We start from the raw sequence: 20,663 nt of genomic DNA on the forward strand, positions 1-20,663 counted from the left end.
GGTCGGGCGCGCGAATAGGATGGATCGGGAACTGGGGCGTCGAGGCCCGGGGCTCATCGGGAGGAGACCTGGAGATGGCAGACGCTGGCGGAGCACCGGTGCGGGCGGAGGATCCGTCAGCGCCGCGAAGGCAGGACGACGAATCCTTCGCCGACTTCGCCTACCGGATTCTCTGCGACGAACTGATCGTCCTGGACATCAAGCCGGGCGAGCCCCTCAACGACGACGTCATCTCCCGCCGACTCGGCGTCGGCAGGACGCCGATCCGCGAAGCCATGAAACGGCTCGAGAGCGACCATCTGGTGGTGGCCTACCCCCGGCGCGGAACGTTCGCCGCCGGCGTGGACATCACGGATCTGGCCGAGATCTCCGAGATCCGACAGCTCCTGGAGCCGGCGGCAGCTGCGCGGGCTGCGCGACATGCCTCGCCGCAGCTCCGGAGCGAGCTCCGGGACTTTGCGCGGGACGTCGGGCAGCTGTTGCCGGGGATGCAGTCCCAGCAGGATCTCATGCGGCTGGACATGCGGGTCCATCGGATGATCTACCGGGCCACCGGAAGCAGGCATCTCGAGGACGTGCTGATCCGATACGACAACCTCGCAACGCGGATCTGGAGCCTGGTGCTCGAAAAGCTCCCGCCGGTGTCCGAGCACATCGCCCAGCACATCGAGCTGCTCGAACATATCGCGGCGGGGGACTCCGAAGCTGCTGCGCGGTTGACCAGCCGCCACGTCACCGATTTCGAGAACCACATCAGGGCTGTGCTGTAGTCCGGACAGGTACCCGCCCACTACGGGCGGATGCGGGAGAAGTCGCACCGAGAACGGTACGGACAGTAGCGGCAATGGCTACTGCTCCCTGCCCGACGAAGCCTGCGAACGGCGCCGGCCGGCCCGGCACGGCGGGGTCGCTCAGCCGCGGAGCCTGGTCATCGTGGGGTCGTAGAGCGGATCCGCGGTGACGGTGGCCTGGATGCGCCGTCCGAAGTACGCGATCTCCACCGAGTCCCCGAGGCTGACTTCGGCAGGAAGATACGCGTAGGCGATCGGTTTGGCGACCGTGTAGCCGTAGGCGGCACTGGTGACGTAGCCGACTGCCTGGTCCTTGTAGAAGACCGGTTCCTTGCCCAGTACGAGGCTCCGTCCGTCGTCGACCGTCAGGCAGCGCAAGCGGCGGGCGGAGTTCTCCTCGGTGCGGCCTTCCAGGGCAGCCTTTCCGACGAAGTCCTCCTTGGTCATCTTCACGGCGAATCCGAGGCCGGCTTCCAGGGGGTCGTGCTCGGTGGTCATGTCGGTGCCCCAGGAGCGGTAGCCCTTCTCCAGGCGCAGCGAGCTGAAGGCGGCCCGACCCGCGGCGATGACGCCGTAGGGCTGCCCGGCTTTCCACAGGGCATCCCAGAGGCGCTGGCCGTTGTCCGCGCTCGTGTACAGTTCCCAGCCCAGCTCGCCGACGTAGGACAAGCGCATCGCAGTCACGCTGACGCCGCCGATGACGACCTGCTTGGCCCGGAAGTAGCGAAGACCGTCGTTGGAGAAGTCGTCGCTGCTGACAGTGCTGATCAGGTCCCGGGCGAGGGGGCCCCACAGGCCGATGCAGCAGGTGCCGCCTGTCGTGTCGCGCACCTGTACCCAGTCGCCGGCGGTTCCGCTCTCGGTCTGGTGGCGTGCGGCCCGCTCGAAGTAGGCGGTGTCGATGTTTCCGTTGGCTCCGAGCTGGAAGGTGTCCTCGCTCAGCCGGGCCACGGTGATGTCGCTCCGGATGCCGCCGGCGCTGTCCAGCAGGAGGGTGTAGGTGACTGCCCCGGGCTTCTTCGACAGGTCCCCGGTGGTGAGCCCCTGCAGCAGCTTCAGTGCTCCCGGTCCGGAGACCTCGAGGCGCTTGAGTGGGGTCATGTCGTACATGGCCACCGCGGTGCGGGTCTTCCAGGCTTCAGCGGCTGCGATGGGCGAGCTGAACATCGCGGACCAGGCGTCGCGGGCCGGGGGCTGCCACTCGGCCGGCATCTCCTTGAGCAGGTCCGCGTTCGCTTCGAACCAGTAGGGGCGCTCCCATCCGCCGGACTCCAGGAAGAACCCGCCCAGGGCCTTGTGGCGGGCGTGGAAAGGGCTGACGCGGAGGTTGCGGGGGGACAGCTTGGGCTGCAGCGGGTGCAGGACGTCGTAGATCTCCACGAAGTTCTGCTGGGACGTCTCGCTGACGTACTCGGGGGTCAGCTGGACCTCTTCGAAACGGTGGATGTCGCATTCACCGAGGTCGATCTGGGACGTGCCGGTGGTCAGGAGTTCAGCGACGGCCCGGGCGATACCGGCCGAATGGGTCACCCAGACGGCTTCGGCCACGAAGAAGTTGTCGAGCTCCTTGGACTCACCCACCAGGGCCCCGCCATCGGGCGTGAAGGAGAAGATGCCGTTGAAGCCGTCCTCGATCTCGCATTCCCGCAGTGCCGGAAGCAGTTGCTTGGTGTCCTCCCAGGCCGGGAGGAAGTCCTCCAGGGTGAAATCGAGACGGGAGGGCATGTTGTGGTCGCTGATGCCGGCCGGGTCGTAGGAGCCCAGGTCATCGAGGTCCACGGGCATGGGACGATGCGCGTAGGAACCGATGCCGTAGCGGTCGCCGTGTTCGCGGTAGTAGAGGTCCCGGTCCTGATGACGCAGGATCGGCAGCGACGCTCCGTCGGGAAGTTCGTTGTGGCCCGTGCGGGCCGGCACCGGAGTGGTTTTCACGTACTGGTGGGCCAGGGGGAGGAGGGGGACGACCATGCCGATCATCTCGCCGATCTTGGCGCCCCAGAAGCCTGCGCAGGAGACCACGATGTCGGCGGGGATGACACCGTCCGGAGTCACGACCCCGGTCACACGACGGTCGGACTGCTCGATGCCCGTGACCGTGGTGTTGCCCAGGTACTGGACGCCTGCGGCTTCCGTGCGCTTGATCAGCAGCTGGACGGCACGGGCGGCACGCGCCAGACCGTCGGTCGGGACGTGGAGCCCGCCCAGGATGTCCTCCTCGTTCAGGAGCGGGTAGAGCTCCTTGCACTCGGCGCTGGAGAGGATCTTCCCACTGATTCCCCAGGAAGCGGCATATCCGAGCTTCCGCTTCAGGTCCGCCAGGCGTGCCTCTGTGGTGGCGACTTCGAGGCCTCCGACCTGGTCGAAGCAACTGACGCCGTCCTCGGTCAGGGACAGGAACTTCTCGACGGTGTATTTGGCGAATGAGGCCATGGTCTTCGAGGGGTTCGTCTGGAAGACGAGACCCGGGGCGTGGGACGTGGAACCCCCGGGCATGTTCAGGGGCCCCTGGTCCAGGACCGTGATGGTGTTCCATCCCCGGGTGACCAGTTCGTCCGCGAGGTTCGTGCCGACGATCCCAGCTCCGATGATGACGATGTTTGGCGTCGATGCCATGTGGCTTCTCCTGCTGATATCCATGGGTTGTCCGTGCTGGTCTGGGGGGCTCGTGCTTACCGGAACACGACGGTGCTGGTCCGGTCCAGCAGCACGCGGTGCTCGCAGTGCCACCGCACCGCGCGTGAGAGAGCCAGTGCTTCGGCGTCCTGGCCGACCGTCGAAAGGGCGGTCGGTCCATAGCTGTGGTCCACCCTGATCACTTCCTGTTCGATGATGGGCCCTTCGTCCAGTTCCGCCGTCACGTAGTGGGCCGTTGCGCCGACCAGTTTCACGCCGCGATCGTAGGCCTGGTGGTAGGGGCGTGCACCCTTGAATCCCGGTAGGAACGAATGGTGGATGTTGATCGCACGACCCTCGAGGGCGCGGCAGAGGTCGTCGGACAGGACCTGCATGTACCGGGCCAGCACGACGAGGTCGATGTCATGCTCGTCCACCAGTTCCAGCAGGCGGCGTTCGGCATCCGACTTCGTCTCGGGAATGACCGGGAGGTAGATGAAGGGGAGGCCGGCGGCCTCGGCCATGGCCCGGTGGGTCTCATGGTTGGAGACCACGAGGGCGATCTCACCCCCCAGGCTGCCGCCGCGCCAGCGGAAGAGCAGGTCGTTCAGGCAGTGGCCGAACTTGGACACCATCACGAGGATGCGTTGCTTCGTCTGGTCATGGAAGCTGAACTTCATGTCGAAGAGGTCGGCGATGGGGCGGAACTCCTCCTGGAGCCGCTCCGGGGTGTAGGCCGAGGAGCCCGAGAAGGCGGAGCGCAGATGCAGTGTCTGGCGGAGGCCGTCATCGAACTGCTGGTGCTCGTCGATGTTGAAGCCACGTTCGAAGAGAAAGGTGGTGACTGCCTGGACGATGCCCGCACGTTCGACGCATGACAGCGTCAGCACGAACCTCTGCGTCTGGTCTTCCGCACGGGCCTCCGACTGGGGCAGCGTGCTGGTCGATGAATCTGTCGCCACTAGGGTCATGTCTCCTCCTTCTGAATATATTCAAACGTCGTACACTGATATATTACAACTGGATGAGAGCGTATACTGGTGATGCGGTGAGGGTCAAGAGCCCTCCCGGCTCGAAGGGGAAAGGGATTCGCGTCATGGCTTTGGAAGTTCTGGCAGCCGCCGATGAGGCAAAGAGGTCGTTGGCCGATGTGGCCTACGAGCGCATCCGGGACCGGCTGCTGATGCTCGACATCAAGCCCGGCGACCTCATCAACGACGACGCCCTCGCCAAGGACCTCGGCGTCGGCCGGACCCCGGTGCGTGAAGCCCTGAAGCGGCTGGAGCTGGACCGCCTCGTCGTCTCCTATCCACGGAGGGGTACTTTCGCCACCCGGGTGGAGGTCACCGACCTCGCGTTCATCTCCGAGATCCGCACCCAGCTCGAGCCGCTTGCCGCCTCCCGGGCAGCGCGGGTGGCGACGGAGTCGATGAAGGAGCAGTTGCGCGCCGTGATCCGCGCGGTCGAGTCCTTCGACACGAGTGCTGCTTCGGTCGTCGAGACCCTGCGCCTGGATGCCCGCGTGCACCAGGGCATCTACGCGGCGGCCGGCAACCCCCACCTCGAGGACGTCCTGATCCGCTACGACAATCTGGCGACGCGGATCTGGTGCATGGTCCTGGACCGCCTGCCCGACCTCTCCCGTCATGTGCACGAGCATGTGGACCTGCTGCGCGCGGTCATCGACGGAGACGAGGCCCGGGCCGCGGAACTCGCGCGGATCCACGTCAGTGGTTTCGAGCACGCGGTGCGCGAAGCGCTCTTCGCCGCCTGAGGCGTATCGCCCGAACCGCGCCACGCTGTTGACACCCTTGGGGGACAGTAGAATACTTATGGCCAACTACTAATATATCAAACGGATATTAGTTGCAGCCATAGGAGACAACGATGGTCGACGTTCTGACCCGCTCGCTCGCAGAGACCGATCCCCAGGTCCATGCCGCCGTGCAGCAGGAACTGGCACGCCAGCAGGGCACTCTCGAGATGATCGCCTCCGAGAACTTCGCCCCGACCGCGGTCATGGAGGCGCAGGGATCCGTCCTGACCAACAAGTACGCCGAGGGTTACCCGGGCAAGCGGTACTACGGCGGCTGCGAGCACGTCGACGTCATCGAGCAGCTGGCCATCGACCGCCTCACGTCGTTGTTCGGTGCCGAATTCGCGAATGTGCAGCCCCACTCAGGTGCCCAGGCCAACGCAGCGGCGATGTTCGCCCTCATCCAGCCCGGCGACACCATCCTGGGGCTGAACCTCGCGCACGGTGGCCACCTGACACACGGGATGCGCATCAACTTCTCCGGCAAGCTCTACAAGGTCGTCCCGTACGGGGTGCGTGAGGAAGACCACCTGATCGACATGGCCGAGGTCGAGCGCCTGGCGGTCGAGAACAATCCACAGCTGATCGTCGCCGGCTGGTCCGCCTACTCCCGGCAGCTGGACTTCGCCGAGTTCCGCCGCATCGCGGACCGGGTAGGCGCCTACCTGATGGTGGACATGGCGCATTTCGCAGGCCTGGTGGCTGCAGGGCTCCATCCCAGCCCCGTTCCTCACGCCCACATCGTCACGAGCACGACCCACAAGACCCTCGGTGGCCCGCGCGGTGGTGTGATCCTGACCAACGATGCCGCCATCGCCAAGAAGGTCAACTCCGCGGTGTTCCCCGGACAGCAGGGCGGTCCGCTGGAGCACGTCATCGCCGCGAAGGCTGTCGCGTTCAAGCTCGCTGCCGAGCCGGAATTCCGCGACCGCCAGGAACGCACCCTGGAAGGGGCCCGCATCATCGCGGAACGCTTGCTGTCCGCCGACGTCGCGGAGTCAGGGGTGACCGTGGTCAGCGGTGGCACCGATGTGCACCTGGTCCTGGTGGATCTGCGCACGTCGGAACTGGACGGCCAGCAGGCCGAAGACCGCCTGCACCGGATCGGCATCACGGTCAACCGCAACGCAGTGCCTTTCGACCCGCGTCCGCCCATGGTCCCGTCCGGTCTCCGTATCGGCACACCGGCGCTGGCCACGCGTGGCTTCGGCAGGACGGAGTTCACCGAGGTCGCGGACATCATCGCCGCAGCACTCAAGCGCGAGTTCAGCGACGAGACCGTGGCGGAACTCCGGCAGCGGGTCGAGATCCTGGCCCACAAGTTCCCTCTCTACCCCAACCTCTCCTCCGACGCGACCGAGGTGGCATGATGGCCGATCTTCTTCCGGAGCACCCGGACTTCCTCTGGCACAACCCCGACCCCAAGAAGAGCTATGACGCGGTGATCGTCGGCGGCGGCGGGCACGGCCTCGCCACCGCCTACTTCCTGGCCAAGAACCACGGCATGACCAACATCGCGGTCCTGGAGAAGGGGTGGCTGGCCGGCGGCAACATGGCCCGGAACACCACCATCATCCGCTCCAACTACCTCTGGGACGAGAGCGCGGCCATCTACGAGCACGCCCTCAAGCTCTGGGAGATCCTGCCCGAAGAGCTCGAATACGACTTCCTGTTCAGCCAGCGCGGTGTGATGAACCTGGCCCACACCCTGGGGGATGTGCGCGAGAGCATGCGCCGGGTCGGGGCGAACAAGCTCAACGGCGTGGACGCCGAGTGGCTCGACCCCCAGCAGGTCAAGGAACTGTGCCCCATCCTGAACATCAGCGACAACATCCGCTACCCGGTCATGGGCGCCACGTACCAGCCGCGCGCCGGGATTGCGAAGCATGACCACGTGGCCTGGGCCTTCGCGCGCAAATGCGACGAGCTCGGCGTGGACATCATCCAGAACTGCGAGGTCACGGGCTTCCTGAAGGACGGGAACCGCGTCGTGGGCGTCAAGACCAACCGGGGGACCATCTCCACCGAGAAGGTAGGGCTGTGCGCTGCCGGCCACAGCTCGGTCCTGGCGGAGATGGCCGGCTTCCGGCTGCCCATCCAGTCCCACCCCCTGCAGGCACTGGTCTCCGAACTGCACGAACCGGTCCACCCCACCGTGGTCATGTCGAACCATGTGCACGTCTACGTCTCCCAGGCCCACAAGGGCGAACTGGTCATGGGCGCCGGCGTCGACTCCTACAACGGATACGGCCAGCGCGGATCCTTCCACGTGATCGAACACCAGATGGCTGCCGCCGTCGAGCTGTTCCCCATCTTCGCGCGGGCGCACGTGCTGCGGACCTGGGGCGGGATCGTCGACACCACGCTCGACGCCTCACCCATCATCGGCACCACGCCGGTGGACAACATGTTCGTCAACTGCGGCTGGGGTACCGGCGGATTCAAGGGAACCCCCGCGGCCGGGCTCACCTTCGCCCACACCATCGCCACGGGGACGTCGCACGACCTGAACAAGCCGTTCGCGCTGGAGCGGTTCGAGACCGGCGCCCTGATCGACGAACACGGCGCGGCCGCCGTGGCCCACTAGAAGAGAGTCCGGACATGCTCCTCATCTCATGCCCCAACTGCGGCTCCCGCGACGAGACCGAATTCCACTACGGTGGCCAGGCCCACGTGCCCTACCCCGAGGATCCGGCAGCGCTGGACGACCGCCAGTGGGCCGAGTTCCTGTTCTACCGGGACAACACCAAGGGGGCCTTCGCCGAACGCTGGCTCCACAGCACCGGCTGCCGCCAGTGGTTCAACATGCTCCGCGACACGGTGACCTACGAGATCCAGGCCGTCTACCCGATGGGCGCGGCCCGCCCGGACAGAGCCGCCGCGGCGCCTGAGTCCGGCACCGCCAGCACAGCCCCGGACAGCACCACCACCGGGACAGCCGCTCCCGACATCTCCGGCACGAGCACGGCCCCCGCCACCTCAGACGGCACCACCGCCCCGGAAGGAGCATCAAAGTGACGTCCCAGAACGCCCGCCTCGCCACCGGCGGACGCATCGACCGCACCATCTCCTGGCGTTTCACCGTGGACGGCGAGGAGTTCACCGGCCACCCCGGCGACACGCTCGCCTCCGCCCTGCTCGCCAACGGTCGGATCGCCGTCGGCAACTCGCTGTACGAGGACCGCCCCCGAGGAATCATGTCCGCCGGAGTCGAGGAATCGAACGCCCTGGTGAAGGTGTACCCACGGTTCCCCGGCCACGTGGCCGAGTCCATGCTCCCGGCCACGACCGTCACCCTGGTGGACGGCCTGGCGGCGGAGCTGCTCGACGGGCGGGGCAGGCTGGACCCGGAGGACGACCGCGCCGAGTACGACAAGAAGTACGTCCACACCGACGTCCTGGTCATTGGCGGCGGTCCCGCCGGCCTGGCCGCCGCCCGCGAGGCCGTTCGCACCGGCGCCCGGGTGATGCTGATGGACGACCAGCCCGAGTTGGGCGGATCGCTCCTGTCAGGGTCCACGGCTCCCGGGCCGGCAGAGACCATCGAAGGGAAGCCGGCCCTGGACTGGGTGGCGGACGTCGAAGCGGAACTGGTGTCCGGTGCCGAGTCCACCGTTCTCAACCGGACCACCGCGTTCGGCGCCTACGACGCCAACTACGTGATCGCCGTCCAGAACCGCACCGACCACCTGTCCAGCCCCGCAGCGCCCGGCGTCTCCCGGCAGCGTATCTGGCACGTGCGTGCGGCACAGGTGGTGCTCGCCCCCGGCGCCCACGAACGGCCCCTGGTCTTCGAGAACAACGACCGCCCGGGGATCATGCTGGCCTCCGCCGTCCGCAGCTACCTCAACCGCTACGCCGTCGCCGCCGGACAGCGCGTGGTCATCAGCACCACCAACGACAGCGCCTACGCACTCGCCGCGGACCTGCGCGCCGCCGGCGTGGAGGTGGCGGCCGTCGTCGACGCCCGCCCCAGCCTCACCGGGGTGGCAGCCGCCGCCGTCGACGCCGGCACCCGGGTGCTGACCGGCAGTGCGGTGGCGGACACCGCTGCGGACCGCACGGGCCGACTGAACGCCGTCACCGTCCGCGGCATCAACGACGACGGCGAACTCACCGCGGACGTCGAAGAGATCGCCTGCGACCTGCTGGCGGTCTCCGGCGGCTGGAGCCCGCTGGTGCACCTCCACTCCCAGCGGCAGGGCAAGCTGCGCTGGGACGACGAGCTGGCCGCTTTCGTGCCGAGCACCGTGGTCCCGAACCAGCAGACCATCGGCTCCGGCCGCGGCAGCTTCGACCTCGCGGACGTCCTGGCCGAAGGCATCTCCGCGGGGGTATCCGCCGCCACCGCCGCCGGCTTCGAGTCCGCCACGCAGCCGTCCGCCCTCGGCGAGCCGGCCTCCTCCGCCCCGACCCGCCAGCTGTGGCTGGTCCCGGGCCAGGCCGGCACGCCGGACGACTGGCACTCCCACTTCGTGGACTTCCAGCGCGACCAGTCCGTGGCCGATGTCCTGCGCTCCACCGGCGCCGGCATGCGCTCCGTGGAACACATCAAGCGCTACACCTCGATCAGTACCGCCAACGACCAGGGCAAGACCTCCGGCGTCAACGCGATCGGCGTCATCGCCGCCGCACTCCGCACAGCGGGCGAAGCGTCCCGCGGCATCGGCGACATCGGCACGACCACGTACCGCGCACCGTTCACCCCCGTGGCCTTCGCGGCACTCGCCGGGCGCCAGCGCGGCGAACTGTTCGACCCCGCCCGCAGGACGTCGATCCACCCGTGGCACGAGGCCCACGGTGCCCGGTTCGAGGACGTGGGACAGTGGAAGCGACCCTGGTACTACCCGCGCGCCGGCGAGGACATGGACGCAGCCGTGCTGCGCGAGTGCGCGGCCGTCCGCGACTCCGTCGGCTTTCTGGACGCCACCACCCTCGGGAAGATCGAGATCCGCGGCAAGGACGCCGGTGAATTCCTCAACCGGATCTACACCAACGCCTTCAAGAAGCTCGCCCCGGGTTCCGCCCGCTACGGTGTCATGTGCATGGCGGACGGCATGATCTTCGACGACGGCGTGACCCTCCGCCTCGATGACGACCGCTACTTCCTGACCACCACCACCGGCGGCGCCGCCAAGGTCCTGGACTGGCTGGAGGAATGGCTCCAGACCGAATGGCCCGACCTCGACGTGCACTGTACCTCCGTGACCGAACAGTGGAGCACCATCGCCGTCGTCGGGCCCAGATCCCGGGCCGTCATCGCCAAGCTGGCACCGGACCTGGCAGCGGACGGGGGGCTGGAGGCGGACGCCTTCCCGTTCATGACCTTCCGCGAGACCACCCTCGCCTCCGGCGTGCAGGCCCGGATCTGCCGGATCTCGTTCTCCGGCGAACTGGCCTACGAGATCAACGTGCCGTCCTGGTACGGGTTGAACACCTGGGAAGCAGTGGCAGCCGCAGGCGCCGAATTCGGCATCACCCCCTACGGCACCGAGACCATGCACGTGCTCCGCGCCGAGAAGGGCTACCCGATCGTCGGCCAGGACACCGACGGCACCGTCACCCCGCAGGACGCGGGCATGGAATGGGTGGTGTCCAAGGCCAAGGACTTCATCGGCAAGCGGTCCTACGCCCGGGCCGATGCCGGGCGCGAGGACCGCAAGCACCTGGTCAGCGTGCTGCCCGTGGACCGTTCCTTCCGGCTCCCCGAAGGGACCCAGCTGGTGGAGCAGGGCATCAGCACCGACCCTGCCTCCGGTCCCGTCCCGATGCAGGGTTTCGTCACCTCCAGCTACTCCAGCGCCGCCCTGGAGCGGACCTTCGCCCTGGCGCTGATCAAGAACGGCCGCAACCGCATCGGTGAGACCCTGGTGGCCGCCGCAGGCGACCGGCTGGTCGAGGTCGTCATCGCCGAGACCGTACTTTTCGACCCCGAAGGGACCCGCAAGGATGGCTGACACAGCAGCACTCAACGGCATCAATGGACTGCGGCACCTCCGGCGCAGCCCCGCCTCCCATCTGGCCGCCGCGCTGGAGGCCGGCTCCATCGAGGGGACGGTGGTCCTCCGAGAGGGCCCGTTCCGGACCATGGTGGGCCTCCGCGTGGACCCCCGCTCCGAGGAGGGCGCCCGGGTCGCCGCGGTGGCCGGCGGCCTGCCGCTCCGCTGCGGTGAAGTGGGCGGCGCCGACGGCGTCCGGATCCTCTGGCTGGGACCCTCCGAGTTCCTGGTGGTCGCATCCGAGGCCGCCCACGACTCGCTCGGTGGCACCCTCATCGATTCCCTCACCGCCGCCCTGGGCGGGGGTGCGGGCCAGGTGGTGGACCTGTCCGCGAACCGCACCACGTTCGAACTCTCCGGCACCCGGGCCCGTGCCGTCCTGGAGAAGGGCTGCTCCCTGGACCTGCACCCGCGCAGCTTCCCCCCGGGAACAGCCCTGAGCACCGAGGTGGGCAACATCCCGGTGGTCCTCGAGAAGACCGGGAAGGAAAGCTTCCGGATCTTCCCCCGCGCATCCTTCGCGGACTTCCTGGGCCGGTGGCTCCTCGACGCGATGCGCGAGTACGCCTCGCCCGAGGTCCCCTGACGGTCCCCGGTCCGGGCAGAGCTGTCCGGATCGCTCGGTGCCACCGGGAGGGGCGACAGCTCGGACCTGGAATCCGCCTGTCCGGTCCTCGTGCATCCCGGTCGGACGGATCGCCCATACCCTTTTCCGACAGGATCATCTGCCGGGCCACTCCGGACACGAAGGAACCGCACCATGGCTGTAGGAGTCTTCGATCTCTTTTCCATCGGCATAGGACCTTCGAGCTCGCACACTGTCGGACCGATGCGGGCCGCCGCGGTGTTCAGCGAGGAACTGAAGGCCTCCGGCATCCTTGCCGACGTGGCATCACTGCGGGTCGACCTCTACGGGTCCCTCGCTGCGACGGGGCACGGGCACGGAACGATGACGGCGATCCTTCTCGGCCTCGAGGGGTTCCACCCCGAGCTGATCCAGCCCGAGGAGGTGGAGGAGCGGCTGGCAGCCATCGCGGGCACCGGCATCCTGGACCTCGGTGGAAGCGTGTCCTTGCCCTACGGGGTCGAGGACATGGTCCTGCGCCCCCTGACGATCCTGCCCCGGCACACCAACGGCATGACCTTCACCGTCCACGGCCCGGCCGGGCAGGTCCTTCATACGGCCACGTTCTTCTCGGTCGGCGGAGGGTTCATCGTGCGGGACGGGGAGAAGGACGCCGCCCGGCAGGAACTCGAGTCCTCGAAGAAGGAGCTTCCGCTCCCGTTCCGCACCGCCGCAGAGCTGCTCGACCACTGCCGACGAACCTCCCTCGGTATCAGCGACGTGATGCTGACCAATGAGAAGGACAGCCGCACGGAGGATGAGATCCGGCAGGGCCTGCTCCACATCTACTCGGTCATGGAGAGCTGCGCGCAGGTCAGCCTCACCCGCGAGGGACTGCTGCCCGGCGGGCTCAAGGTCCGCCGGCGCGCCCCCGACTGGCATGACCGCCTGCTGAAGGAGGACAAGAACCACGACCCCGCGTACTGGCAGGAATGGGTGAACCTGATCGCTCTGGCCGTCAATGAGGAAAACGCATCCGGCGGCAGGGTGGTCACGGCACCGACCAATGGAGCGGCGGGCATCATCCCCGCCGTGCTGTACTACGCCCTGCATTTCGCGCCCGGGATGCAGAATGCCAGCCGGCAGGATCGCGACGACGTGGTGGTCACGTTCCTTCTGACCGCCGGTGCTGTCGGAGTCCTCTACAAGGAACAGGCCTCGATCTCGGGCGCGGAGATGGGCTGCCAGGGCGAGGTGGGCTCGGCATCGTCGATGGCTGCCGCCGGCCTGGCCGAAGTGCTGGGTGGCAGCCCCTCGCAGGTCGAGAACGCGGCCGAGATCGCGATGGAACACAACCTCGGCCTGACCTGCGATCCCATCGGTGGCCTGGTGCAGGTGCCCTGCATCGAACGGAACGCGATCGCCGCGGCGAAAGCGATCAATGCCGCCAAGATGGCGCTCTGGGGCGACGGCGTCCACCGGGTGTCCCTCGACGAGGTCATCATCACCATGCGGGAAACGGGCAAGGACATGAGCTCCAAGTACAAGGAGACGGCCATGGGCGGGCTGGCCGTCAACGTCGTGGAGTGCTGAGCAGTAGCGACCGTCCAACGGGTGGTGCAGGGTCGGCACCTGGGACCTGACGTGTCGGTTTCGTCCTCGGCCGCCCCGGTCATGACCCCTGCGTCATCGGACCGGATCAGCGGTCATCGAACGGGAGTCTGCCAGGTCGATCCATCGGCGCCGACCCGTCAGCGGCGGCGGTAGGTGAGTTCGAAGACCATCCGCCCGGCCTTGATCGCCTTGTTCTCGAAACTCGTCAGGGTGCGGCCCTCGAAACGGGGCGCCCACCCGCCGAGCTCGTCGGTCCCCTCGTTGACGCCGGTGTTGCCGGTGCTCACCGGGTCGCGGCCCTCCCGGACCGGCGCACCACCCACCACGGATTCCACCCCGCTCTGCCACACCTGGGTCAGCGGGCTCCCGGCGCCGGAGCGTTCGCCGTCGTGCAGGTTCTCGAAATGCCCGCTCGCGTCCAGGACGGCGCGCATCTGCACGGCGTAGCTGGACCAGTCGGTGGCGAGGCGGAAGATGCCGCCGGGCTCGATGACGCGTGCGGCGAGTTCCACGTAGTCCTCCTTGACCAGGCGGCGCTTGTGGTGTCGGGCCTTGTGCCAGGGGTCCGGGAAGAAGGTCCACAGCTCGGCGACGGACGACGCCGGGATCATCCCGGCGAAGGCCTCCGCGGCATTGACCTGGGCGGTCCGGACGTTCGTCAGGTCCTTCTGGCTGATCCGCAGCATGGTCTGGGCCAGTCCCGGACGGTAGACCTCGAGGGCGAGGTAGTCGCGGTCGGGATCGAGCTCCGCGGCGTGGGTGATGGCCTCTCCCAGGCCCGATCCCACCTCGACGACGAGGGGCGCCGTCCGGCCGAAGGCCGCTTCGACGTCGAGCACGAAGCCGGGTGCCACCGACGTGTCGGCGTTCTCCACGCGGGGCACGTCGATGAGGAAGGCCTCGGCGAGCTCGTCCCAGGCCTCGCGGCGCCTGCCCTGAAGGCGCGAGCCCCGTCGGACGAAGGACACCGGCTGGGAGCGGTGCGGATGGTCGGGGGTCTGTTCTCGTGGCTCCATCACCTTCTAGGCTACCGGCCGGACATCAGCCCGCCGTCGCCCGGCGGAGGCGCGAGATCGCGAGCTGCGCATAGAGGGCGGCGCCGTCGGCCAGGACGCCGTCGTCGAAGACGGCGTAGGGGGAGTGGTTGAACGGCGCGGTCACCGGGTCCGCGCCGGGGGGAACTGCCGAGAGGAACACGAAGCTGCCCGGCACCGCCTCGAGGATCCGCGAGAAGTCCTCCGAGCCGCTCATCGGCTGCGGCATGGTGACGTACCGGTCGGGGCCCAGCAACTCCCCGACCTGCGCCGCGGCGTGTGCCGTCTCGTCGTGGTCCGTGACGGTGACGGGATACTCGTGGAGGTACTCGATGTCCGCCTCGAGCCCGTGGGCGGCGGCGATGTGCCGGACCAGCCTCGGAGCGGCGTCCGCCATCCTGTCCCGGTTCGCCGGCGAGAAGGTCCTGATGGTCGCCTCGATCCGCGCGGTCTGCGGGATGATGTTGCGCTGCGCGCCCGCGTGCAGCACGCCGACGGACAGCACCACGGGATCGAACATGTCGAACTGCCGCGTGATCAGAACCTGCAGCTGGGTCACGATCTCCGCCGCGACGGTCACCGGATCCTTCGCGGAGTGCGGGGCGGAACCGTGCCCACCCGCCCCGCACACCGTCACCATCAGTCCGTCCGACGCCGACATCAGCGGTCCGCTGCGGCTCATCAGCATCCCGGCCGGTATCAGGGAGGACGTCACGTGCACCCCGTACGCCGCGTCCGGGCGCCTGCCCGCCGCGTCGAGGACGCCCTCCCGGATCATGACGCCCGCCCCGTCGTGGCCCTCCTCGCCGGGCTGGAACATGAGGACGACATCCCCGGGCAGCTCGGAGCGACGCTCGGCGAGGAGCGTCGCCGCTCCCGCGAGCATCGCCGTGTGGAGGTCGTGGCCGCACGCGTGCATGACGCCCTCCACCCGGGAGCTGTACGGGACGCCGGTCGCCTCCTGGACGGGCAGCGCGTCCATGTCGCCGCGAAGGAGGACCACCGGGGTGTCGTCGCCCTGCGCCGCTCCGCCGCGGAGCACCGCGGTGACCGACGTCGTGTCCGTCCCGAGCGTCACCTCGTAGGGCAGGCCGTCCAGGGCGTCGAGCACCTTCTCCTGGGTGCGCGGCAGGTGGAGGCCCAGCTCGGGTTCGCGGTGGAGGCGGTGGCGCAGGTCAGTGATGTCACCGACGAGGGCACGGGCATCCTCGAGCAGAACGGCGGGGGACAGCGGCATGGAGATCCTCCTGGCAGGGCTGGTCCTCCCACCCTTGCAGAAGTCGCCCGGGGAGGCGAGGTCCCGGCCACCGCGCTCCCGGTCATCGAAGTGCCGGGAGCACGGTGGGCCTGCTACAGAGCCAGGCGGCCAGGGCCGACGCCCGAGCCCGCTCCGAAGATCCCGAGCATCTTCGCTCGACGCTCGCGCATCGTCGGCTGCGACACGATATCCGAGTCACGCACTGAAGGCCGGAACGACCTCCTTCACGAACAGTTCAAGGGACTTCTTCTTCTCCTCGTGAGTCATACCGTTGTCGATCCAGTAGCTGAATTCGTCGATGCCCAGCTCCTGGTAGTGCTTGATACGGGTGACCACCTCGTCAGGGGTCCCGATCATCGCTGACCTGTGGAGGCTTTCCGGCTCGAACTCCGGCCGGTCCGCGAATTTCTCCTCGGGTGAGGGGTCGAGGAATCCGTCGACGGGCGTCGTCTTGTTGCCGGCCCACGCGTCGAAGGACCTGTAGTAGCGGTTGATCGCGGCGGCCCCTGGGCGCCAGCCTTCGGTATCGTCGGCTGCGTGCACGTACGTGTGACGCAGGCACATGACCTCGGGCTTCTTCGCGCCCGGGAACTTCTCCACAGCGGCCCGGGTCTTGCCGGTGAGGTCGGCGACTTCGGCATCGTCCTTCATCAGCGGGGTGACCATGATGTTGAAGCCGTTCTCCACGGCGAATTCGTGCGATTCGGGGGAGCGTGCCGCGACCCAGATCGGAATGGTGTCCTGAACCGGTTTCGGCACGCTGGTCGAGGTGGGGAACTGCCAGATCTCGCCGTCGTGGGCGTAGTCACCCTGCCACAGGGCCTGCATCGCCGGGAGCAGTTCGCGCAGGTGCTGAGCGCCGGCGGCCGCGGGCATGCCTCCGGCGAGGCGGTCGAACTCGAACTGGTAGGCCCCTCGGGCTATCCCGAGTTCGAGTCGTCCGTTGCTGATCACGTCCACGAGGGCGGACTCCCCAGCGGCACGGATGGGATTCCAGAACGGGGCGATGAGCGTCCCCGCACCGAGGCGGATGGTCGTCGTCTTCGCGGCGAGGTAGGCGAGCACGGGCATGGGGCTGGGGGAGACCGTGTACTCCATGGCGTGGTGCTCGCCGGTCCAGACGGTGGAGAACCCGCCGACCTCGGCGATCTGCACCAGCTCGACAAGATCTTCCATGAGCTGTCGGTGGCTCACGGCGGTGTCCCACCGTTCCATGTGGGCGAATAGCGAGAAACGCATTGTTGGTACCTCCTGTGGTGCGGTTACGAAGTCGTCAGGTCGTCAGGTCGTTCAGGTCGTTCGGATCGGCTCGGGGTGGCTCGGGGTGGCTCTTCATCTCGGCGATGGTGAGGTCCCCTTTCGACCAGTGGGTGTCGGGCACTTCCCTGATGATGACCGTGGTGTTCTGTGGGAGCGCGCCGACCGTCTCCTCCGCTGCCCTGTGGAGGGCGGACACCAGGGCGCGTAATTGGTCAGGGCTGCGTCCTTCGGCGATGGACACGTCGATGAGGGGCATGATCGGCTTCCCCTAACCGCGCATGACGAAGGGATCGGCGACGGGGCCTTCGTCCGTGTTGATCCAGATGCTCTTGAGGTGTGTGTACTCGTGCATCGATTCGACGCCGTGCTCTATACCCACGCCGCTGTTCTTGTAGCCCTGGCGCGGGGACATCGGGGACATCGCCCGGTAGGTGTTGACCCAGATCGTGCCCGCTTCCAGCCCACGGCTCATGCGGTGGGCGCGGGCGAGGTTCTGGGTCCATACGCCGGCTGCCAGGCCGTAGTCGGTGTCGTTCGCCAGCCGGAGGACTTCCTCCTCGGTGTCGAAGGGCATGATCGCGGCGACGGGTCCGAAGATCTCCTCCCGGGTGACGCGCATGGTGTTGTCCACCCCGGTCAGAACGGTCGGGGCATAGAAGTAGCCCGGCAGATCGACGTCGGGGCGTTTTCCGCCGGTGAGAACGGTCGCGCCCTCGCTGACGCCGAGCTCGACATAGGAGCTGACCTTGTCCCGCTGCGCGGCGAACGCCAGGGGCCCCAGTTCCGTCTCGTCGAGCAGGGGATCGCCGATGACGATGGTGCGTGCCCGTTCCGCGACCCTCTCCAGCAACTCCTCGTAGATCGACCGGTGGGCGAAGACGCGGCTGCCGGCGATGCAGGTCTGGCCGGCGGCGGCGAAGATGCCCGCGACGACGCCCATCGCGGCATTGGGGATGTTCGCGTCGTCGAAGACGATATTGGGGCTCTTTCCGCCCAGCTCCAAGGTGCAGCCGATGAAGCGGGCGGCCGCGGAGGCGGCGATGCGCGACCCGGTGGCGGTGGATCCGGTGAAGGAGATCTTTGCGATTCCCGGGTGGTCCACCAGCGGCGCTCCGGCTTCGACGCCGTATCCGGTGACCACGTTGATGACCCCATCGGGGAATCCCGCCTCGACGGCGAGTTCGGCGAGACGCAGGACCGTGCGCGAGGTGTACTCGGAGGGCTTGATGACCAGGGTGTTGCCGGCGGCCAGGGCCGGGGCCAGTTTCGAGGTGGTCAGCGTCAGGGGCGAGTTCCAGGGTGTGATCGCGCCAACCACTCCGAGTGCTTCGCGCTGTGTGTAGTTGAGCATCTGGACCGAGTTCGTGGGGATCTGGCTGCCCTGGACCTTGTCGGCCAGCCCTGCGTAGTAGTACAGGTACTCGGGCAGGCTGGTGAGTTGACCCCGCATCTCACGGAGGAGCTTGCCGTTGTCCTCTGACTCCAGTCGCGCCAATTCCTCGGCGTGCTGCCCGACCAGGTCACCGAGGCTTCGGAGCAGGTGCCCGCGTCTGGTCGGGGAGAGGTCCCGCCACCGTGGGTCGTGGAACGCCCGGCCGGCGGTCGTGACTGCGGTGTCGATGTCCGCGGCTGTGCCGCGGGCAGCCTCGTAGAGGACTTCCAGGGTGGCCGGGTTGGTGCTCGCGAAGTATTCGTTCGCGACCGGCGCGACATAGTGTCCGCCGATGAAGTGGTCGTATCGCTCAGACATGGTCTTCTCGACTCGATTCCTTGATGAAGTGATGAATGATGCGCGCCAGTTCGTCGGGCTGTTCCACCGGGAGCATGTGGCGGGCGCCGGGGACGATGACAGTTCTCGTCCCAGGGATGGCTTTGCCGAGCCGGTGGGTCATCTCCGGGGTGGAACCGGGATCACGCTCTCCTGTCACAGCCAGTGAGGGGATGTCGATGAGCCCGAGATCCGGGCCTATCTCGGCGTCCCCGGTGGCGAACACCTCGTATGCGTGGAGGTAGGACTCCACCGGATTCGCCAGAAGCGTGGTCCGGGTCTGTTCGACCCGTTCCTGGTCCACCCCGTGGCCCTGCGGGTACCACCGTTCCATCGAGGCTTCCACGCTGCCGCGGAAGTCCGCCCTGGCACCCTGGAGTCGCTGATGCACCGAGAGGGACTCATCGGCGGTGCGCCGGCAGACGGAACTCACACTGGTCAGCGTTGCCACCAGTTCGGGGCGATGCAGGGTCAGGTGCTGTGCGATGAGGGCACCCAGGGAGAACCCCACGAGGTGGCACCGTCCAGGCAGTCGTCCGGCGACATCCTCAGCCAGGTCCCCGAGCGTCGTGGGGCCCTCGAGTGCGGGCCGGTCACCGTGGCCGGGTAGGTCGAGGGCGACGACGGGTTGACCAGTCAGCGGCTGCAGTGCGGCTGTCAGGGGTTCCCACATGGTTCGGTCCAGTCCCACGCCGTGGAGGAGGACGATCGGGAGGGGCTGGGGGAGGGTCACTGCTCGCTGCTCAGGGGAGCCAGGCGCTGCTGGGGACGGCCCTGGGCTGCTGCGGCAAGGGCGATGACGATTTCACCTGCGTGGGGTGCGTCCGCCAGCCGCACCTCGATGCTCTGGTGGTGGGACCGGATGGTGGCGTCCGTGACGTGCTTGAGGGGGATGTCGAAGGCGACCCCGGCGGGTCCACGCTTTTCCACGGCGGGCAGCAGGGTGGTCGCTGACGCGGCGTCGCGGAAATGGTTGCCGAACTTGAGGGTGTGGATGAGCGCCGAACCGTGCTCGATCTCGCCGTCGAGGCCGACGATGGCGGCCTTGCCGAACGCTTCCACCGGGGCTCCGAGGGCTTCGACCACGCGAGCTGCCAACAGGGCTCCCACATCGGACGCGGTCGCGTCGATACCGGGGTTGAGGTCCTCGACGAACCCCTGTCCCGCCCAGGGATTGGCGATGACGGCCGCGACGACGGCTACACGTGCTGCCGGCTCCACAGGCCGGCCACCTTCGGTGAGGACTTCTTCGACCAGGGTGACGATCTTGCGTGTATTCATGCGGAAGCTCCTTCGAGGATGGCGGATGTGACGACGGGGTCGGTGATACGGTCCCCGATGCGCGGGTGGGGTCGGGATCCGGTGGAGGCAGCGACGACGACGACGATCTCGTCGGCCCGTGGACCATCGCTCACCCGTGTGGTGATGGTCTGGTAGTGGCTGCGGGTCGCGGCGTGGGTCTTGTGCCACATCGGCACCACCAACGGCTGACCCGGCTCGGCGCGGTCGTCAGCGAAACAGATGATCGATGATCCCTCCAGGAATTCGCGGACGAGGTTTCCGAAGAACGGGGTGTGGATCAGAGCCCCGGCGTGCTCGATCTCCCCTGCGGTTCCCACGATGGCGGCCTTGCCGAAAGCCTCGATCTGTTCGGCTCCGCCCAGCCCCTCGAGCAGGCGGTCGGTGAGCACGCGAGCCAACTGCGGAGCAAGATCCTCCGTGGCCGAGGCAAGATCCGTGTCCGGGCCGGTTCCGGCCCAGGGGTTGGACACCACGGCTGCGACAGTCGCACGCCTGATGGACCCGGCCGGGCTCTGGCCGTTCTCCAGGAGGACGTCCTCCTGGTAGTAGACGATTTTCCGGACGCCCGCACCGGATGCTCCGGGGGCCGTTCGCTCGGTCATGGACATGTAGGGCCTTTCCGGGGGGTGATGACGTCAACGGG

18 protein-coding genes are annotated in these 20,663 nt (G+C 67.8%); 8 read left to right on the forward strand and 10 right to left on the reverse strand.

Features of this window, described 5'->3' with window-relative positions; translation table 11 throughout:
- The first annotated feature begins 74 nt into the window (after positions 1-74).
- Positions 75-770 carry a GntR family transcriptional regulator gene (locus tag ACX80U_RS08240; RefSeq protein ID WP_208739336.1) on the forward strand — a complete coding sequence of 232 codons (696 nt, stop codon included), beginning with the start codon at positions 75-77 and terminating at the stop codon, positions 768-770.
- 141 nt (positions 771-911) lie between these two features.
- On the opposite strand, the gene ACX80U_RS08245 is transcribed toward ACX80U_RS08240, so the two are convergent.
- Both ACX80U_RS08245 and purU read right to left on the reverse strand, forming a co-directional pair.
- Complete coding sequence (locus tag ACX80U_RS08245; RefSeq protein WP_459268047.1) at positions 912-3,404, reverse strand: GcvT family protein; 2,493 nt, start codon at positions 3,402-3,404, stop codon at positions 912-914.
- A 56-nt stretch (positions 3,405-3,460) separates the two neighbouring features.
- On the reverse strand, positions 3,461-4,375 hold the full coding sequence (gene purU, locus ACX80U_RS08250; protein ID WP_133081256.1) for a formyltetrahydrofolate deformylase: 915 nt from the start codon (positions 4,373-4,375) through the stop codon (positions 3,461-3,463).
- A gap of 125 nt (positions 4,376-4,500) precedes the next feature.
- Here purU and ACX80U_RS08255 point away from each other — a divergent pair, with 125 nt between their 5' ends.
- From ACX80U_RS08255 to ACX80U_RS08285, 7 genes are all read left to right on the forward strand, one after another.
- The gene (locus ACX80U_RS08255; RefSeq protein WP_208739291.1) at positions 4,501-5,178 is read left to right on the forward strand and encodes a GntR family transcriptional regulator; all 678 of its coding nucleotides are present in this window, start codon (positions 4,501-4,503) and stop codon (positions 5,176-5,178) included.
- A 113-nt stretch (positions 5,179-5,291) separates the two neighbouring features.
- Complete coding sequence (gene glyA, locus ACX80U_RS08260; protein ID WP_459268048.1) at positions 5,292-6,590, forward strand: serine hydroxymethyltransferase; 1,299 nt, start codon at positions 5,292-5,294, stop codon at positions 6,588-6,590.
- Positions 6,587-7,807, forward strand: coding sequence for a sarcosine oxidase subunit beta family protein (locus ACX80U_RS08265; RefSeq protein WP_459268049.1), 1,221 nt, complete (start codon positions 6,587-6,589; stop codon positions 7,805-7,807). The genes glyA and ACX80U_RS08265 overlap by 4 nt, the downstream gene beginning before the upstream one ends.
- Before the next feature lie 14 nt (positions 7,808-7,821).
- Positions 7,822-8,238, forward strand: coding sequence for a sarcosine oxidase subunit delta (locus ACX80U_RS08270; RefSeq protein WP_459268050.1), 417 nt, complete (start codon positions 7,822-7,824; stop codon positions 8,236-8,238).
- Positions 8,235-11,177: a sarcosine oxidase subunit alpha family protein gene (locus ACX80U_RS08275; RefSeq protein WP_459268051.1), complete on the forward strand. Its 2,943-nt coding sequence runs from the start codon at positions 8,235-8,237 to the stop codon at positions 11,175-11,177. The genes ACX80U_RS08270 and ACX80U_RS08275 overlap by 4 nt, the downstream gene beginning before the upstream one ends.
- Positions 11,170-11,805 carry a sarcosine oxidase subunit gamma gene (locus tag ACX80U_RS08280; protein ID WP_459268052.1) on the forward strand — a complete coding sequence of 212 codons (636 nt, stop codon included), beginning with the start codon at positions 11,170-11,172 and terminating at the stop codon, positions 11,803-11,805. Before ACX80U_RS08275 ends, ACX80U_RS08280 begins: the two co-directional genes overlap by 8 nt.
- Positions 11,806-11,979: 174 nt before the next feature.
- A complete protein-coding gene (locus ACX80U_RS08285) occupies positions 11,980-13,377 on the forward strand; it encodes an L-serine ammonia-lyase (RefSeq protein ID WP_459268053.1) in 1,398 nt (465 codons plus the stop codon).
- A 158-nt stretch (positions 13,378-13,535) separates the two neighbouring features.
- On the opposite strand, the gene trmB is transcribed toward ACX80U_RS08285, so the two are convergent.
- The 8 genes from trmB to ACX80U_RS08325 form a co-directional block, all read right to left on the reverse strand.
- Positions 13,536-14,414, reverse strand: a complete 879-nt coding sequence (gene trmB, locus ACX80U_RS08290; protein WP_459268054.1) for a tRNA (guanosine(46)-N7)-methyltransferase TrmB — start codon at positions 14,412-14,414, stop codon at positions 13,536-13,538.
- Between the two features lie 25 nt (positions 14,415-14,439).
- The gene (locus ACX80U_RS08295; RefSeq protein ID WP_459268055.1) at positions 14,440-15,669 is read right to left on the reverse strand and encodes a M20 metallopeptidase family protein; all 1,230 of its coding nucleotides are present in this window, start codon (positions 15,667-15,669) and stop codon (positions 14,440-14,442) included.
- A 216-nt stretch (positions 15,670-15,885) separates the two neighbouring features.
- Entirely contained in the window at positions 15,886-16,929 is a 1,044-nt protein-coding gene (locus ACX80U_RS08300; RefSeq protein WP_459268056.1) for an LLM class flavin-dependent oxidoreductase, read from the reverse strand.
- Positions 16,930-16,963: 34 nt separating this feature from the next.
- The gene (locus tag ACX80U_RS08305) at positions 16,964-17,206 is read right to left on the reverse strand and encodes a tautomerase family protein (protein WP_459268057.1); all 243 of its coding nucleotides are present in this window, start codon (positions 17,204-17,206) and stop codon (positions 16,964-16,966) included.
- A 12-nt stretch (positions 17,207-17,218) separates the two neighbouring features.
- A complete protein-coding gene (locus tag ACX80U_RS08310) occupies positions 17,219-18,700 on the reverse strand; it encodes an aldehyde dehydrogenase (protein WP_459268058.1) in 1,482 nt (493 codons plus the stop codon).
- Positions 18,693-19,451 (reverse strand): alpha/beta fold hydrolase, encoded by a 759-nt coding sequence (locus ACX80U_RS08315; protein ID WP_459268059.1) that lies wholly within the window; start codon positions 19,449-19,451, stop codon positions 18,693-18,695. The genes ACX80U_RS08310 and ACX80U_RS08315 overlap by 8 nt, the downstream gene beginning before the upstream one ends.
- The gene (locus tag ACX80U_RS08320; RefSeq protein WP_133081243.1) at positions 19,448-19,999 is read right to left on the reverse strand and encodes an amino acid synthesis family protein; all 552 of its coding nucleotides are present in this window, start codon (positions 19,997-19,999) and stop codon (positions 19,448-19,450) included. Before ACX80U_RS08320 ends, ACX80U_RS08315 begins: the two co-directional genes overlap by 4 nt.
- Positions 19,996-20,622: an amino acid synthesis family protein gene (locus ACX80U_RS08325; protein ID WP_459268060.1), complete on the reverse strand. Its 627-nt coding sequence runs from the start codon at positions 20,620-20,622 to the stop codon at positions 19,996-19,998. Before ACX80U_RS08325 ends, ACX80U_RS08320 begins: the two co-directional genes overlap by 4 nt.
- Positions 20,623-20,663 lie beyond the last annotated feature (41 nt).

It is taken from the genome of Arthrobacter sp. TmT3-37 (genome assembly GCF_054510835.1).